The sequence below is a fragment of the Lentzea sp. NPDC051838 genome, assembly GCF_040681245.1.
Taxonomy (GTDB): Bacteria; Actinomycetota; Actinomycetes; order Mycobacteriales; family Pseudonocardiaceae; genus Lentzea.
Genome location: NZ_JBFAYI010000033.1, coordinates 38193 through 53406, shown reverse-complemented (window position 1 = coordinate 53406; position 15214 = coordinate 38193). Strand labels below are relative to the sequence as shown.

The window sequence follows — 15214 nt, the reverse complement described above, 5'->3', positions numbered from 1 at the left end:
AGAATTCGGCTACCACATGAGCGAACACATGTTCGATTACGATCTCGCTGGGGTGAGTCGGCTTGGTAGCTTAACGGCGCGTCACTGGAAGGGAAGTATGAGAACAGGACGCCCGCGAGTAGATCGCGTTGTGGTTAGTTGTACTTGTTGTGGACTTCTGCTTGAGCGCTACGAGTCTGTAGTTGCCAGAAACTCAACGGGCCGCTTCTTTTGTTCGAAAGCATGCCGAGACCGAATCGGGAGCAAGCCAAGAAGGAAGGATATGGCTACGTGCCAGCAAGAACGGTGCGGCCGCGATTTCTATCCTAGGACCGGTAGTCCAAATAGATTCTGCTCCAAGTCTTGTCACGACATTTTTCAATCGCGCAACGGCTATCTAAAGACATGTCCTGTGTGTCAGGAGCGGTTCCGTGTTAGACCTTCTGATGAGGATGTATGGTGCTCCCGATCATGTTATGAAGTTGGGCGCCGTACAGTTGAAGGTAGGACGAAGCTTACATCTGACGGGTATGTGCTGGTGTATCAGCCGGGGCATTCTGAGGTAAATAGCACGGGATGGGCGTTGCAGCACAGGGTCATCTTGTCTGACCTGCTCGGGCACGCTTTGCCGAAAGGGTCCACTGTTCATCACAAGAACGGTCGGCGTGACGACAATAGACCTTCAAATCTAGAGTTGCGTGCGTCGCAACACGGAGCTGGTCAAAACATACTCGACCTTTTGGACTGGGCGCGTGAGCTGCTTCAGATGTATGGCCCTGATGAATCTCTGCTGCGTGAGGTGGCAGTCGCGAAGCATGACTCGATCTGTAGTAGTCGTGCGCGGCCGGCTCCAATAGGTATCCGCCGCCGGAATAGATATGGCTCGCAGGAGCGCATGCGACGGGGGAGTCACATCTTTCGGGTCACTTCGCACGCTAAGCTACGCCGATCGTCAACCCGATGTAATCCCGTGGGGTCAGTTGGGCGCGCCATCGCGTGCAGGGACGATATATTTGATCTCGGATCCGAACCTTAGGCTCGACCTCGTGTGCTGATGGGATGCCCTCGAGTTGGCGTATAGGGCGAATACTCAGAATTCGCCGCAGTTTTCGAGGTTTGTGCTCTAGACGCCGTCATCAGGGCGCTGTGGCCCAGTCGCCAGTCGATCTGAGCGCGGGTGTACCAGCGACCGGATTCGGTCGAGACTCCTACTGAGGTATTTTCCAGCCTGCACCATCTGAACAAGCTCTCTCGCGTGCGTTAAGTGCACGGTCAGGGCTATGTCGGTCTTTGGGCGTGGCGCTGTGCGCCGGGTACAAGGGTTCCGTTGGCATCGACTCGCTCGAAGCGAGAATTGCGGTATTCAAGGTTGGGGTACGTAAGTCTCGGAACTTCTGTGCCTTGAGCAAACGCTCGGCCCTTCCAGTGCACTCCGAACGTGCGCCCTGACCCGATTCGGTAGAGGCCAACCAATTGAGGCGCTCCCCCGGTTAGTGGGTCTCCCTCAGATTCCAAAGAATCGCAGAATGCACTGAAGACGGCGCGGCTCGTACGGTCCCTTGTCGTAGTACTGTCGGCGTCGAACCCTGAAGGTGGCACCCAATTCTTATACTCGTTCTCAAGTTGCTTGCTGCCGCTGCCCAGGAACTCGATTTTCGAGCTGAAGCTTGGTATCTCTAGGGGAATCGCAGTCCATCGAGAAGAGTTAGATGGAAGGTGTAGTAGCTGAACTCCGAAACTGCAAGTTGTTGTGGTGCCGATTCTCGTTCCGTGTACAAGGAAGCATTCGCCACGGATATTTGTCGGAGCGCCCCGCCACGCTGAATCAACGAGGTTCAACACCTGTTGTTGCGCATCTGCAACCGACTCCGCTGGAGGCGACTCGTCCAACTGCGCAATCACTGAAGGGAGAGTCAAGGCAGGGAAAAGGACGTCGCCGACGTAGCCAAGTACGTGTGGGACCTTCGTTGTCCAATAAGTCTTACGTCCGCCATCCCAGCAGGTCGTTACCTTCTGTCTGGTTGGCCAGCTGATCCGGCTGTCTGTCGCGATATATATAGACGCAGGGCCGCGCTGGTCCGCCGAGACCCAAACAACGAGGCTCGTCAATTTATCTCCTTGACAGGAAGACCGCGAAGTGATTTGCTGATTCGGCAACTCCGGGGGCCTCCACTGCATGGGGGCGGCGAGGTGCCCACGGTGGCCTCTGAACTAGATGCCTGCGTTCCGTGCCTCCGGTCGTCGAAGTGTCCGGCCCGGTATCATCTGGGTCGGACACTTTCTTGTCAAGTGGAGTTTACGGCGGGGATTGTAGTCGTCACTGGATTTGGAAAGAGTATCTGCTGGGCGGCTGACCTGTGTTGCCGCCAAGAAATTTCAATGAGTTTGCCCAGTGGTCAGTCGAACGGATGTTCCCTGCGCCACTCTTGGCCCGCTATTGCTCGCACTACGCCGCCGTCCTTTATGCCGGATGCTAGCCACAGCTCAGTAAGTCCGTCGGGGAGTTGGGGCGGCTCGCTGGGGAGAGGGCCTCCGAAGCACAGGTTTTCGTAGACGGGGAAGCTGAAAGCCTGGGATCGGATATTTAGGAAAAGATGCTGTTCCTTGTAGCCTGATGCGCCGAGTTTCTTTAGTTTGGTCTGCATCTTGCTTTCAAGCAGAGCATCGTTCACTTGGCGGGGAAGTTCCTGACTACCAGTCCCAGTAAAACCGCCAATTGAGGCGGTGACTAGCCAGACCACTGCCGCGCCTGTGGCGGATTCGGCGGTAGCCGTACCGCTGACGCCGAGATCGAGGAGTTCGTCTACTGCGTAATTTGTTCCGTCTGCGCGACTTAGGCGTCTCGCGCCAATTTTTTCGCAATGTCGAAGGGCGTTGTCGATTTGCGGAAACTTGGCCGGATGGAAATTCCAAGGTAGCGAGATGATCCAGTCGGAAGTAATGCCCTCAACGTAGCGCTTGTGTCTGCTCTTGTTGAGGAGATTCATGGTACGAGCTTCTTCGGGCGGGCCGAGCGAGGAGATTTCCAATGCTGCAATATGGCCGTCGGCATAGTGTAGAAGTCCATCGACCGCGGCTTGGAGCTTGCCGGTGTCGTGTTCTTCTACCAACACGCCAAGAACTCGACTGACCACGGCGAAGGCAAACTTCTCATCAGGGCGATCTGCGCTCACGGGTCGACGATAGGTGAAGTCGACGGTCGGCCGTTACTGCTTTTCTGCCTCGGTGCGCAACCGGCAAGCGCGTGTGCGGCTTGCCGGCTCGGCCTGTTGGACGCCCCACGTAGCCCCAGGCGGGACGGTGTGCGCTGGGCCTGGGCTCGATCCTTGTGGCCTGGTGTCTCATGCGTCGGCGCATGCCACTCAACACACCTCGTGCAACCTGGTGCACAGCGGCCGCAAAGCCAACTCACACATCGCTCTCGTGCCTGCACAACAAGCTTATGATCTTCGTCGGCGTGCGCCATTCGAACCGCCACCGTCATCGTGAATCACGTCGACTCGTCGTGGCATCAAGTGTTCGGTGTCGTGCTCGATCAGGAGAGACTCGGCGAACGGCCAGGCGCGCGACCAGTTCGCCATACACGATGGCGATGATCACTGCGAAGACCGCCAACAGAACTGTGTCGAGTCCACAGACGCACAATGCTGCAGCGGTCATTTGTGCTGCTCCCGGCGGTCGGCGAGCGCGCGAAGCTGCTCGATCAATGTCGCGGAGAAGTTCTCAGCGGCATGTGGCACGAAGCTGATCAGCACCTGGCACGGACTACCGGGCAGCGTGACGTAGATCAGGTCGTCGTCGCCGAGGTGTGTCTCGATCGGTGTGCTCGATCGCACCACCGAAACCACGTAGCCCGAACCGAGGAGGCCTTCCACCGGTTGGTGCCGTTCGCCGCGTATAGCCACGGTGACCTCCGTTGCGATATGTCCGGCGGCGCTGAGGCGGACTGGAGGAGTCCACGCCGGATGGCTTCGAGGGACTACTTGCGAGCGCACCGTGTCAAACTGAAATCAACGTCGCATCAGCGCTTGGTCAGCGGAACGACCTGGCGACGACATGTAGGCGACATGGGAGAGCGGGGAAGGGGTGGCATGCGGACGGTCCGGACGGTCCTTGCGCAGAAGATCAAGCAACGGGGTGAGACTCTCCAAGAGTTTGTCGACTTCGCCGAGGCGTTCGCACGTGAGCACAACGAGCCAGGAATGATCGGCAAGCGACATCTTCAGCGCCTCATCGCAGGTCGCAAGCCTTCTGGGCAACCGCTCGCCCCAACCGTTCAGCCGGCGACCGCGCGCTTGCTGGAACGGATCTTTCACCTCGGGATCGATGACCTGTTGTCTCCACCAGAGCCGCTCGAGTTCGCTGGCCAGCAACAGCCCGAGCGAGGCGCGGTCGAGTTGACTGCAGCCCTGGACTGGCTCGATGCACGCGTCGGATGGAAGCCGGGAACGAGCCGGTCGAAAGTTCGCGCCAGCCTGGCGGAACTCGATCTGGGGCAGTTGCTGGACCGGGGAGCGCGGCGAGCGAGGGTTGGGCGGGCGGCACTGGCTCGTGTGCTCGTCGACTACTACGGCCACAACGGTGTCTACGTCCAGTCACAGTTGCTGCGGCGGTCACGTGCTGCCGGAGGGTTCTCGGCCGGAAAGAAGCTGGTGCGTGGATCGAAGCGAACCAAGCGGGTCTACCCGCTTCGTGGTCGTGTGAAGTGCGGGTATTGCACGCGGCGTATGGAAGGAACGCCCATCGGTCGCAAGACCTATTACCGATGCGCACTTCGGACGATGGTGCCAGGGTCGCCCGCTCTGAACGGGCACCCGACGAACGTCTACCTCCCCGAAGGCGCGGCGCTCGACCGAATCAACGAGTGGCTTGATCGGCTCTTCGCTCCTGAGAACGTCGACAGCACGGTTTCAGCACTGGCGGCTTCCCAAGGCGATGAAAAGCCAGGTTCGGGTGATCAGGCCGCCGCACGGAAGCGGCTCACCGAGGCAGAAGCGAAGCTGCGCCGATTCCAGGACGCCATCGCGGCCGGTGTGAATCCAGAAGCGCTCGTCGGGGCGATCAACGAGGCGGAGCAGAAGCGCGCGGCGGCAGAAGCCGAGCTGGACGGCATGCCGAAGCGCGGCGGCCGACGGAGCGTCGCGGCGATCTTCGCGATGGTCGATTCGCTCGGAGACGTGAGGAGCATGACACGTCGCGGCGAGCCCGATGAGCTGCAAAAACTGTACGAGAAGCTCGGCCTGGAGACGGTCTACAACGCCGAAGGCCGGATACTCGATGCGAGCATCCGGCCTTCGGTTAGGGATAAAGCTGGTGTCCGAGAGGGGACTTGAACCCCTACGCCCTTGCGGGCACTAGCACCTCAAGCTAGCGCGTCTGCCATTCCGCCACCCAGACTGATGGGATCATCGTACAACGTGTCCGAGCGGGGTCTGAACGCGGGGTTACGATCGGGCCGTGAAGGTCATCGTCGAGGCCGACGGCGGGTCGCGGGGCAACCCCGGACCTGCTGGTTACGGCGCTGTGGTTCGCGACAAGCTCAGCGGTGAGACGCTGGCCGAGCGCAAGGGGTTCATCGGTGTCGCCACGAACAACGTGGCTGAGTACCAGGGGCTCATCGCGGGCTTGAGGGCCGCGCAGGAGCTCGAGGCCGAGACCGTCGACGTGCGGATGGACTCCAAGCTGGTCGTCGAGCAGATGGCCGGGCGGTGGAAGATCAAGCATCCCTCCATGCAGCCGCTCGCCAAAGAAGCCCAGCAGATCGCACGCAGCTTCGCGAAGATCACGTACGAGTGGATTCCGCGGGAGCGCAACCGGCAGGCCGATCGGCTGGCCAACGAGGCCATGGACGGGGAAACCAAAGCGGAGACCAAGGCGGAAACCGCAGCGGAGGGCGACAAGCAGCCGCATTGGAGTGGGGCCACCGGTGAGCCGACCCGGCTGATCCTGCTCAGGCACGGGCAGACCAAGTTGTCGGTCGAGCGCCGGTATTCGGGGCGTGGGGATCACGTGCTGACGGAGCTCGGTCACCAGCAGGCGGAGCAGGCTGCCGAGCGTCTATCCAAAATGGACGGAATCCACGCGATCGTCTCGTCGCCGCTGCAACGAGCGCAGCAGACCGCGCAGAAGCTCGCGGACAAGATCAACCTTGAGGTGCAGACGCACCAAGGGCTCATCGAGACCGACTTCGGGACATGGGAAGGGCTGACGTTCGCGGAGGCGGCGCAGCAGGATCCCGAGATTCACCGCCGGTGGCTCAGCGACACCGCTCAGAAGCCGCCCAACGGCGAGAGCTTCGACGAGGTCAACCAGAGGGTCCGCAAGGCGCGCAGCGAGATCATCGCCAAGTTCGGCGGCAAGACGATCGTGGTGGTCAGCCACGTCACGCCGATCAAGACCCTGCTCCGCCAAGCACTGGACGTCGGGCCGCAGTTCCTGTTCCGGATGCACCTGGATCTGACGGGCATCTCCACGGCTGAGTTCTACTCCGACGGGCATGCGTCGGTGAAGCTGGTGAACGACACCTCACACCTCGGTTGACCTGGGGCGAAGTAGTCCTTCGGCGGGTTGTCGGGCACAAGCGACCAGGCCACGATCCGAAGACATGAGAACCCTGCGCGCAACTCTCGCAGCCCTGTTGGTCGCTGCCGTCGTGCCCACCGGTACGGCGGCAGCGGCGTCTCCGAACGTCGACCAGATCCTCGACCGGCTCGCCCACGACATCGCCACGAACACGGCGGACCGGGCCAAGGTCGAACGGCAGATCGCCAGAGCCAAAGGCCTGCCGGAGAACGAGAAGCTGATCACAACGAAGCTGGTCGGTGGCACGAAAGGTGAGCGGCTCGTCGCGGCCGCACCCGACGACGACAAAGCCCAAAGCATCACCGCCTACGACCGCAACGGCCGCAAGCACGCACTCCCAACAAACAAAGAACCCGACCAGCCGCTGCTGCTCGTCGACATCGACGTGGAGAAGGCGGTCAACCTGGGCATGGACGTGATCCGCAAAGCCATGCCCGCGCAGCAAAAGATCCAGGCCGGCTACTGGGCCACGCAGGTCACCAAGGTCAGGGTCAGCGACGTCCAGGAGCCCTGGTTCAAGGGCGACGCGGAGATCTTCAGCCTGGTCTCCGGTTTCGGGCTCGACGGCAAGGTCCGCGTCGACCCGGTGACGATGCCCTACCTGGACGAGGAGAACACCACCTACTCGCCCAACCAGCTGATCGTGCACTGGAACAACTACAAGTACGACCTCGCCGACGTCGTCATGATGGAAGACGACGGCGACACGAACTACAAGGCGCTCGCCCAGGCGCTGGCCGCCGCGCTGCTGACCATTGTGGACGGTGGCGCGTACATCCCGCTCGTCAGCGCGGTTCTCGACGCCATCCCGGACAGCTGGTACACGGACGACCCCGACTACGTGGAGTCCTGGTACACGCTGAGCGAACAAGGCGGTGGCGTCGTCAACGGCGCGTCGGGCAGGGGATGGATGGAGACCAGGCCCTACTGGGTTCGCGAGCTCTAGGAGGCGCGGCGCAAGCGAGGCGTCAAAGCGGACACGAACCGGTCGGCCGCCGCGTCCAGCACAGCGGCCGACTCGGGCAGGCCCACCTTCTGGTCCAGCACGAACTCTCCGCGCACCACCTGGTCCGCGCCCTTGGCCGCGAGCAGCGGGTGCAGGGCGTAGTCCATCGCGACCAGGAAGCCCTGGCTGCCGCCCGTCGCCAACGGCAGCACCGCGCGGCCCCGCAACGCCTTCTTCGGCAGCAGGTCGAGCAACGCCTTCACCAGACCGCTGTAGGCCGCGCGGTAGACGGGGGAGGCGACCACCACGCCGTCCGCGGACAGCACGGAGCTCACCGCGTCACCGATAGCAGGATCGCGGAGGTCCTCCGTGAGCAACGACAACGTGGGCAGCGCGCGCACGTCTAGCAACGACACGTGGTGTCCCAACGACGAGAGCACGGCGGACACGTGTGACACCACGACGCCGGTCGGCGCGGTGTGGGACGGCGCGCCGGAGATGATCAGCAGATCGGACATGGCAAGCACTCCCTGAGGTCGCGGACGAGAAGAAAGCGCACTCAGCGGAGGCAACACAGGCTGGCTGCCACGCGGCCGTAGTCGACGTGGCGACGTCGTGTCATGACCGAAGTGAACCAACGTCCGGACCGGTGAACAACCAGTCCCAGACGCTGGGACGAACGCGCGGTGAACCTGCCGGAAACCTTCGCCCTCTTGAGCGTTCTAGCTGAAAGAAGGTCGGAATACTCCCCGAAGAACGCCAGGATCGTTCGTAAAGGGGCGGATAATGCGGACGAAGTGGAACGTGCTCCCGTGGCTGCTGGCCCTCGTGGCCGCGCTGCTCGTACCGGCATCGGCGGTGGCGGCGGGCTCCACGCTGAGCCTCGACCGCACCACCTATGCGCCAGGGCAGAACGTCGTCGCGAGCTACGCGACGGATACCACCAGTGCCAAGAACTGGATCGGCGTCTACACGCCGAACGCGACGCCCGGCAGCACCGGCTCGCTGGTGTGGCAGTACGCGCCGAACGCCTCGGGCACGGTCACGATGCCGACGACGAGCCTCGCGAACGGCAGCTACGTCGCCAGGTACTTCCACAACGACGGCTACACCGAGCTTTCCGCCGCAGTCCCGTTCACCGTCGCCGCACCCCAAGCAGGATCGAACCTCCTCGTCAACGGGGACGGCGAGTTCGCGGACGCCTCGACCAGCGGCTACGACGGCGTCACGATCCCCGGCTGGCGCGCGACCGGTGTGCCCACGATCGTCGGCTACTCGGTGGGCAAGGGTTTCCCGACGAGCGGGCAGGGCGCGCAGTTCTTCGCCGGTGGACCGATCGGCGACTCGACCCTCTCGCAAACGGTGAACGTCTCCCAAGCGGGCAGCCAGATCGACGCGGGTGGCGTCACGTACACGTTGTCCGGCCTGCTCGGCGGCTACTCCAGCGAGATCTCCAGCGCCACCGTGAAGATCACGTTCCGCAACGCCTCCAACGCCGCTCTCGGCACCGGGCAGATCGGCCCGGTCACGGCGACAGACCGGGGCAACGCCACGAAACTGTTGCAGCGCACCGCGAACGCACAGGTACCACCGGGCACGCGGACGATCGACGTGCTGGCGACGTTCTCCGGCGACCCGAAGCGCAACGCCGGCAACCAGTACAACGACGCCTACGCGGACAACCTCGTGCTCACCCTGTCCGCGACGCTGCCCAACGCGCCCGTCCCGACCCCGCCACCGTCGTCGGTGCCGGGCTTCGACCACGTCTTCTTCACGATCCTGGAGAACCGCCACCGCGACCAGGTGATCGGCAACGCGGACGCGCCGTACCTGAGTGCGTTGGCGCAGAACAACTCCAGCCTCGGCGACTCCTACGGCGTGGTGCACCCGAGCGACCCCAACTACATGGCGGTCGCGGGCGGCAGCACGTTCGGCCACACCGACAACCCGTGGCCGTCGGGCATGGGCTCGATCGACGCGCCGAACATCGCCGACCGGATCGAATCGGTGAACAAGACGTGGCGCGGCTACATCGAGGACATGGGCACACCGTGCAACCGCACCAGCAACGGCAATTTCGACGTCGACAACCTGCCTTTCCTGTTCTTCAAGAACATCGCGGACGACGACGCTCGCTGCCGCCGCTCGATCCACCCGATCACGCAGCTGTGGAGCGACCTGCAGAGCACCGCGACGACGCCGAACTTCGTCTGGTTCGAGCCGAACACGTGCAACACCATGCACAACTGCTCCACCAGGACCGGTGACGACTGGTTCCGCGCGAACCTGCCGAAGATCCTCACCTCGCCCGCGTTCACGCAGCAGCGGTCGTTGCTGATCATCACGTTCGACGAGGACGACAACTACCACGGCCAGCGGATCCCGACGATCGTCGTCGGCTCGCAGGGCACGGTGAAGACCGGCTACGTCAGCGCGAACCGCTACGACCACTACAGCGTCTCCCGCACGATGGAGAACGCGCTCGGCCTGACTCCGTTGACGCGCAACGACAAGTTCGCGACGCCGCTCAACGACGTCTGGAAGTAGCTCGTGTACCTGTCGAGCGTCCGCGCGCCGAAGAACACCGGGTCGTCCCGCGCGGTGATCTCCGGCAACGTCGTCGCGCTCGGCCTGGTGAGCCTGCTGACGGACGTGTCGGCCGAGATGGTCACCGCGATCCTGCCCGCGTACCTGGTGCTGGGGCTGCATCTGTCGGTGCTCCAGTACGGCGCGCTGGACGGCCTCTACACCGGCGCCACCGCCCTCACCCGGCTCCTCGGCGGCTGGGTCGGCGACCGGACCTGGCGGCACAAGCTGACCGCCGGGCTCGGGTACGCGCTGTCCGCCGCGTGCAAGGCGGGTCTGCTGCTCGCGGGACGTTCCGCGGTCGCGATCGGCGGCGTGCTGGTGATCGACCGCATGGGCAAAGGACTGCGCACGGCACCTCGTGACGCCCTGATTGCCTTGTCCGTGCCCGAGAAAAGCCTCGGCCGGGCGTTCGGCGTGCACCGCGCGATGGACAGCGCCGGCGCGTTCGCCGGGCCGCTCGTCGCGATCGGGGTGCTCGCGCTGGCGGGTAGCGCGAGCGGGTACGACGCGGTGTTCGTGGCGAGTTTCTGCATCGCCCTGCTCGGCGTGCTGGTGCTGGTCCTGTTCGTGCGCAACCAGATGGGGGAGCGCGGGTCCGCGTCTTTGCGGCAGGCGTTCGGGTTGCTCAAAACAGCATCTTTCCGCCGCGCGTGCCTCGTCGCGATGGTGCTCGGGCTCGTGACGATCGGAGACGGTTTCGTCTACCTGGTGCTGCAACGGCGAGAAGACCTGCCGCAGCTGTGGTTCCCGCTCCTCGCGGTCGGTGTCAACCTCGGCTACCTGCTGCTCGCAGGGCCGGTCGGCGTGCTGGCGGACAGGATCGGTCGCTGGGTCGTGCTGATCGGCGGGCACGTCGCGTTGCTCGCGGTGTACCTGCTGCTCGTCGCTCCGTGGCACGGCACGGGGTGGGTGGTGCTGATTCTGTTGCTGTACGGCGGTTTCTACGCGGCGACGGACGGCGTGCTGATGGCCGCGGTCGCACCGCTGATCCCGGAGTCGTTGCACGGCAGTGGAATGGCGGTAGTCAAGACCGCGCAGGCGTTGGCGTACCTGGGTTCTTCGGTCGCGTTCGGGTTCGCCTGGCAGTCGTGGGGACACGTCACGGCGTTGTGGTGTGCGGTGGTGGCGGTCGTGGTGGCCCTGCCGGTGTCGTGGAGGTTGCTGCGATGAGGTCCCGTCTGGTCATCGCGCTCGCCGCGACGGTCCTGCTGCTCGGCGCGGCTGCCGCGTATGCGTTGCTGCAAAGGCATTCCGACGCCAACGCCACCAGCGGAGTGCGGCTCGACGCGGGCGGGCTGCTCGTCCGCAGCACGGCGAACGGCCACCTCGCGAAGACGTCGAACAACGAGGTCACGACCAGCGGCCTGGAGTGCGCCAGGGTCTACGCGGCGGGCGGCACGGGGGTGTGCCTCGGCCCCGCGCTCCCCGGCACGTACCAGGCGACCGTGCTCGACGCGGCGTCCCAGCCGACACGGACCGTGCCACTGGACGGTGTGCCGAGCCGGGCGCGGGTGTCCGCGAGCGGCCGGATGATCTCGTGGACGGTGTTCGTGGCGGGCGACTCCTACAACCGCGGCGCCTTCTCCACCCGTTCCGGCGTCCTCGACACCCGCACGGGCGATCTCGCCGGCAACCTGGAGACGTTCGGCATCGACCGCGACGGCCAGCGCTACACCGCGGACGACGTCAACTTCTGGGGTGTCACGTTCGCCGCGGACGACAACCGCTTCTACGCCACGCTCGCCACCGACGGCCACCACTTCCTGGTGGAGGGCGACTTCGCGAACCGGACCGTGCGCACTGTCCACGACGGCGTCGAGTGCCCGTCGCTGTCACCGGACGGCAAGCGGATCGCGTTCAAGAAACGCGTCGGCGACGGCTGGCGGCTGAGCGTGCTGTCACTCGACGGCATGACCGAGACCCCGCTCGCCGAGACTCGTAGTGTCGACGACCAGCCGGCGTGGCTCGACGACCACACGATCGGCTACGGCCTGCCACGCGCTGACCCGCGCCACTCGGACGTGTGGACAGTCCCGGCAGACGGTTCCGGCGCGCCGGAACTGCTGGTGGAGGACGCCGAATCGCCCGCACCTCTGCCTGCCGTATCCTGATCGACGCGGATGAGTCGGCAGGGCGGCCGCGGCGGGGTGACTCGTCGAGGAAAGTCCGGACTCCACAGGGCAGGGTGGTTGTTAACGGCAACCAGGGGCGACCCTCGGGACAGTGCCACAGAAAGCAGACCGCCTCGGCGAAAGCCGCGGTAAGGGTGAAACGGTGGTGTAAGAGACCACCAGCGCCCCAGGTGACTGGGGCGGCTAGGTAAACCCCACCCGGAGCAAGGCCAAGAGGGCCCGCGAGGGCCTGCGCGAGCGTTCGAGGGCTGCCCGCCCGATGCTCGCGGGTAGGCCGCTAGAGCCTGTCGGCAACGGCAGGCCGAGATGGATGGCCGCCAAGCGGGACTCGCTCCCGTGAACAGGATCCGGCTTACATGCCGGCTCATCCGCCTTCAGACGAACGGACGGTGCCGGGCCTGCCCGCCCGGCACCGTCCACGCATCAGAACGTCGCGACGTTCAGCAGTGGCTCGTGCGTGCTGTCCGGGTCGGTCCCGGAGTTCCAGTTGGTCGTGCCGGCGGAGCGCAGGGCGGTCTTCACGGCCGCGGGAGACGCGCTCGGGTGCGTCGCCTTGTAGAGCGCCGCAGCGCCGGCGACGTGCGGGCTGGCCATCGACGTGCCCGAGATCGTGTTGTAGCCGCCGCCCTTCCAGCTCGACAGGATGCACACGCCCGGCGCGATGATGTCCACGTCGGCGCCGTAGTTGGAGAAGTCGGCGAACGTGTCGTCCACGTCCGCGCGACAGGTCGAGGCCGCACCGCCACCCGGCTGGCCGTTGAAGTCGGCGAGCGCGCTGACGGTGATGACCTCCTCGTAGGTCGCTGGCACGAAGGTCGACGAGTTCGCCGCGCTGTTGCCCGCGGCGACGACGTAGGTCACGCCCGCGGCCACCGAACGGCAGATCGCCTCGTGCATCGCGTCCTTGTTGGACCCGCACGCGCTGTCGCTGCCGGAACCGCCGAGGCTCATGTTCGCGACCTCGATCTCGTTCGCGTGCGCCGTCACGTAGTCGATGCCGCAGATGATGGCCGAGAACGAGCCGCTGCCCTGGTTGTTGAGCACGCGGACCGGCCAGATGCGGGCACCGGGAGCCACGCCCACGACGCCGCTGCCGTTGTCGAGCGCGCCGATGGTGCCCGCCACGTGGGTGCCGTGGCCGTTGCCGTCGTCGGCGCTGCGGCCGGTGGAGCAGTTCTTCGCGCCCGCGGTGTTGACGTTGAGGTCGGGATGGTCGAGGTCGACTCCGGTGTCGATCACGGCGACGTCGACGTTCACGCGCTCGTCGGTGCCGTTGATCTTCGCGGTCGGGCTCTGTTCGGCGTCGATGCGGTCGATGCCCGTGGGCAGGGTCTGCGCGGCGATCGAGGCCACGCCGTCCGGCTGCACCAGGGCGACCCGCGGATCACGGGCGAGGCGGGCGGCCGTACTCGCGGTCATGCGGCCCGAGTAGCCGCGCACCGCCGACTCGTACACGTTGTCGACCGTGACGCCGAGCAGGTTGGTCACGCTCGACACGCCCACGCCGTCCTTCAGCAACACGATGTATCCGCTGGTAGCGGCGTCGGCGTTGGCTGGAGCGGCAGGAATGGCGGCGGCGAGCAGAGAAGCTGCGAACAGGGCCTTGACTGTGAGTCGTCGCATGGGCTCTCCTCAAGGGGCTCGAGCAGGGACCACGATGCTCTCACCCGAACGGGGTGATGCGTTAGTACTTTCGGGTGTAAATGTGCGGCTCGATTCGCCGGTATTGATGGAGCTGTGCTGTCACACCTGGAGTGCGCTCGCTGCGGCCTGCGCCACGACGCCGACACCGTCCAGAACCTCTGCCACGCCTGCGCGTCGCCGTTGCTGGCCCGCTACGACCTCACGAAGGTCGGCAGGCCCACCCAGGACAACAGCCTTTGGCGCTATCGGGACGTCCTGCCGGTCCGCGACCCCGATCCCGCGTTCAGTCTCGGTGAGGGCATGACGCCGCTCGTCCCGTTGCCGAAGCTGAGCGACCAACTCGGCGTCACCGTCCTCATGAAGGACGAGTCGCTCATCCCGACCGGCTCGTTCAAGGCCCGTGGCGCGGCCGTCGGCGTGGCGCGGGCCAGGGAACTGGGCGTCGAAGGCATCAAGATGCCCACCAACGGCAACGCGGGCGCCGCCTGGGCCCTGTACGCGGCCCGCGCGGGTCTCCACAGTGTCATCGCGATGCCCGAGGACGCGCCGCTCATCACTCGCGAGGAGGTCCAGGCGAGCGGCGCCGAGCTCAGGATCGTTCCAGGCACCATCGCCGATGCCGCGCAGGCCATCAAGGACGTCGATCTGTTCGACGCCTCGACCCTCAAAGAGCCCTATCGCATCGAGGGCAAGAAGACGATGGGGTACGAGATCGTCGAGCAGCTCGGCTGGCGCGTCCCGGACGTGATCATCTACCCGACCGGCGGCGGTGTCGGTCTGATCGGGATTCACAAGGCGCTCGAAGAGATGCGCGAACTCGGCTGGATCACAGGGAAGATGCCGCGTCTCGTCGCGGTGCAGTCGACCGGGTGCGCGCCGATCGTCAGGGCGTTCGACGAAGGTGCCGCCGAATCGACCTTCTGGGACAACGCTTTCACGAGCGCGTTCGGGATCAACGTGCCGAAGCCGTTGGGGGACTTCATCATCCTGCGGGCCATCAGGGAAACCGATGGCACCGCGATAGCCGTGGACGATGGGCAGATTCAGGAAGACCGCGAGGAAACCGCGCGCCTGGAAGGGGCTTTCCTCTGCCCGGAAGGCGCCGCGACGATCAGTGCCGTCCGGACACTCCGCAAGAACGGCTGGCTCACCGAGAACGAGGAAGTCGTCGTGCTGAACACCGGAGCCGGCATCAAGTACCCAGGTGTCCGCCTCTAGGTACGCGCAATCCCCAAGAGCGTTACAAAATTTCGGCCGAACGAGTGGTCGGACCGGCAGTCCAGGCCACTCTCGGTATCACGGCTCCGCAGCACAAATCCTCCTGTCAGACGACCGGCCCCTG

12 protein-coding genes, 1 tRNA gene and 1 other RNA gene are annotated in these 15214 nt (G+C 64.7%); 9 read left to right on the top strand and 5 right to left on the bottom strand.

All coding sequences use genetic code 11. The features are described from left to right. Positions 1-16: 16 nt before the first annotated feature. A complete protein-coding gene (locus AB0M24_RS40390) occupies positions 17-1015 on the top strand; it encodes an HNH endonuclease (protein ID WP_363779069.1) in 999 nt (332 codons plus the stop codon). Between the two features lie 1360 nt (positions 1016-2375). Here AB0M24_RS40390 and AB0M24_RS40385 read toward each other — a convergent pair. Together AB0M24_RS40385 and AB0M24_RS40380 are read right to left on the bottom strand one after the other, a co-directional pair. Continuing rightward, on the bottom strand, positions 2376-3152 hold the full coding sequence (locus AB0M24_RS40385) for a hypothetical protein (RefSeq protein WP_363779067.1): 777 nt from the start codon (positions 3150-3152) through the stop codon (positions 2376-2378). A gap of 483 nt (positions 3153-3635) precedes the next feature. Then, positions 3636-3884: a hypothetical protein gene (locus tag AB0M24_RS40380; protein WP_363779065.1), complete on the bottom strand. Its 249-nt coding sequence runs from the start codon at positions 3882-3884 to the stop codon at positions 3636-3638. Between the two features lie 186 nt (positions 3885-4070). Here AB0M24_RS40380 and AB0M24_RS40375 point away from each other — a divergent pair, with 186 nt between their 5' ends. Then, positions 4071-5312, top strand: a complete 1242-nt coding sequence (locus AB0M24_RS40375; protein WP_363779063.1) for a zinc ribbon domain-containing protein — start codon at positions 4071-4073, stop codon at positions 5310-5312. Here the strand turns inward: AB0M24_RS40375 and AB0M24_RS40370 are convergent. Then, positions 5291-5376: transfer RNA gene (locus AB0M24_RS40370), tRNA-Leu, on the bottom strand. The genes AB0M24_RS40375 and AB0M24_RS40370 overlap by 22 nt on opposite strands. A gap of 60 nt (positions 5377-5436) precedes the next feature. Between AB0M24_RS40370 and AB0M24_RS40365 the strand changes: the two genes are divergently transcribed. Both AB0M24_RS40365 and AB0M24_RS40360 read left to right on the top strand, forming a co-directional pair. After that, positions 5437-6519 carry a bifunctional RNase H/acid phosphatase gene (locus AB0M24_RS40365; protein ID WP_363779061.1) on the top strand — a complete coding sequence of 361 codons (1083 nt, stop codon included), beginning with the start codon at positions 5437-5439 and terminating at the stop codon, positions 6517-6519. A 64-nt stretch (positions 6520-6583) separates the two neighbouring features. Then, positions 6584-7507 carry a DUF3103 family protein gene (locus AB0M24_RS40360; RefSeq protein ID WP_363779059.1) on the top strand — a complete coding sequence of 308 codons (924 nt, stop codon included), beginning with the start codon at positions 6584-6586 and terminating at the stop codon, positions 7505-7507. Here AB0M24_RS40360 and AB0M24_RS40355 read toward each other — a convergent pair. Then, complete coding sequence (locus tag AB0M24_RS40355; RefSeq protein ID WP_363779057.1) at positions 7504-8025, bottom strand: NAD(P)H-dependent oxidoreductase; 522 nt, start codon at positions 8023-8025, stop codon at positions 7504-7506. The two genes, AB0M24_RS40360 and AB0M24_RS40355, sit on opposite strands and share 4 nt — an antisense overlap. Positions 8026-8293: 268 nt before the next feature. Between AB0M24_RS40355 and AB0M24_RS40350 the strand changes: the two genes are divergently transcribed. From AB0M24_RS40350 to rnpB, 4 genes are all read left to right on the top strand, one after another. Next, the gene (locus AB0M24_RS40350; protein ID WP_363779055.1) at positions 8294-10054 is read left to right on the top strand and encodes an alkaline phosphatase family protein; all 1761 of its coding nucleotides are present in this window, start codon (positions 8294-8296) and stop codon (positions 10052-10054) included. A gap of 3 nt (positions 10055-10057) precedes the next feature. Next, positions 10058-11266, top strand: coding sequence for an MFS transporter (locus AB0M24_RS40345; RefSeq protein ID WP_363779053.1), 1209 nt, complete (start codon positions 10058-10060; stop codon positions 11264-11266). Then, complete coding sequence (locus tag AB0M24_RS40340; protein WP_363779051.1) at positions 11263-12207, top strand: hypothetical protein; 945 nt, start codon at positions 11263-11265, stop codon at positions 12205-12207. The genes AB0M24_RS40345 and AB0M24_RS40340 overlap by 4 nt, the downstream gene beginning before the upstream one ends. Positions 12208-12217: 10 nt before the next feature. Continuing rightward, an RNA gene (gene rnpB, locus AB0M24_RS40335) (RNase P RNA component class A) lies at positions 12218-12599 on the top strand. Positions 12600-12651: 52 nt separating this feature from the next. Here rnpB and AB0M24_RS40330 read toward each other — a convergent pair. Next, a complete protein-coding gene (locus tag AB0M24_RS40330; protein ID WP_363779049.1) occupies positions 12652-13851 on the bottom strand; it encodes a S8 family peptidase in 1200 nt (399 codons plus the stop codon). Between the two features lie 114 nt (positions 13852-13965). Between AB0M24_RS40330 and AB0M24_RS40325 the strand changes: the two genes are divergently transcribed. Then, complete coding sequence (locus AB0M24_RS40325) at positions 13966-15090, top strand: threonine synthase (protein ID WP_363779047.1); 1125 nt, start codon at positions 13966-13968, stop codon at positions 15088-15090. Positions 15091-15214: the final 124 nt, after the last annotated feature.